Source organism: Amycolatopsis sp. SID8362 (assembly GCF_010550475.1).
Taxonomy (GTDB): Bacteria; Actinomycetota; Actinomycetes; order Mycobacteriales; family Pseudonocardiaceae; genus Amycolatopsis; species Amycolatopsis eburnea.
Genome location: NZ_JAAGNB010000116.1, coordinates 1 through 1,128 on the forward strand (window position 1 = coordinate 1; position 1,128 = coordinate 1,128).

Genomic DNA, 1,128 nt, shown 5'->3' on the forward strand with positions numbered 1-1,128 from the left:
ACACCGGCGCCGGGCGGGCGGGCCGCGCGAACAGCGCCGTGGGCACGCCCGCGTCGGTCAGCGCGCGCGGCAGCGGGTCTTCCGCCGGGTGCAGGGAGATCAGCAGGACGCCGCTGACCTGCTCCTGGCGCAGCTTCGGAACCAGCTTCGCGCGTTCGTCATCGCTGTCGACGAGCATCAGCAGCGGGTGCAGCCCGTGCGGCCGCAGGTGGGAGACGACGCCCTCGACCACGCGGCCGAAGAAGGGGTCGCCGAAGACGCCGCCGGTGAACGCTTCGACGTGCCGCTCCGGCTCCGACACCACCAGGGCGATCCCACCCGTGCGCCGGGTGACCAGCGAGCGCGCGGCCCGGTTCGGGACGTAGCCGGTGTCGGCGATCGCGCGCTCGACCGTCTCCCGCAGCTTCGGGTCGACGTTGCGGACGCTGTTGACCACGCGGGACACCGTGGCCCGCGAGACGCCGGCGACCCGCGCGACGTCTTCCAGGGTGGGCGGCTGCGTCGTCACCCGTCCTTTGTAGCACGCTGTGAGAGCGCTCTCCCAGTACCGCGCCGATGACAAATGTCATGACCGCCCGATGCGGGACGGCACTGCCCCCGCGACGGCCCGCGCCGGAGCATTTCCGGCATGACAACCACGACTCCACCGGCCGGTTTCCGGCCCGTGCTGCTGCTCACCGGCGCGTACGCCGCGCTCTCCCTGCTCACGCTCGCCGTGATCGTCCTGCTCCGGAACCACCCGGCGGTGGTGACCGACGCCGTCTGGGTGCGCGCCACCCTCGTCGTCGCCAGTTCACTGCTGACGTTCGCCTTCGCCCGCAGCGCCGCCCGCGGGTCGAAGAAGGGACTCCTGCGGCTGCGGATCGTCTCGGCGGTGATGCTCGTGGCGATCGCCGTCATCGTCGCGCTGCCCGGGCTGTTCCCGCTGTGGCTGCGGCTCGAGCAGGGCGTGTGCGGGCTGCTGCTCCTCGCGGTCACGGTGCTGATCTACCGCCCGCGTTCGCGGTAGCGTTCCGGTCGTGGACGGGGCATCGGACGTGCAGCGCTGGGTGCGCGGCTGGCGGCTGCGGCTGCTCGACGCGGGCATGCTCGTCTACCCCGCGGTCACGCTGGCGGGCGTGCTGCAGC

At 72.9% G+C, this 1,128-nt stretch carries 2 protein-coding genes; one reads left to right on the plus strand and one right to left on the minus strand.

Features of this window, described 5'->3' with window-relative positions; translation table 11 throughout:
• Positions 1-508 (minus strand): LacI family DNA-binding transcriptional regulator (locus tag G3I65_RS04110; protein WP_160694891.1); only part of this gene is annotated, 508 nt, incomplete at its 3' end.
• A 120-nt stretch (positions 509-628) separates the two neighbouring features.
• Here G3I65_RS04110 and G3I65_RS04115 point away from each other — a divergent pair.
• Positions 629-1,009 (plus strand): hypothetical protein, encoded by a 381-nt coding sequence (locus G3I65_RS04115; RefSeq protein ID WP_160694893.1) that lies wholly within the window; start codon positions 629-631, stop codon positions 1,007-1,009.
• Positions 1,010-1,128: the final 119 nt, after the last annotated feature.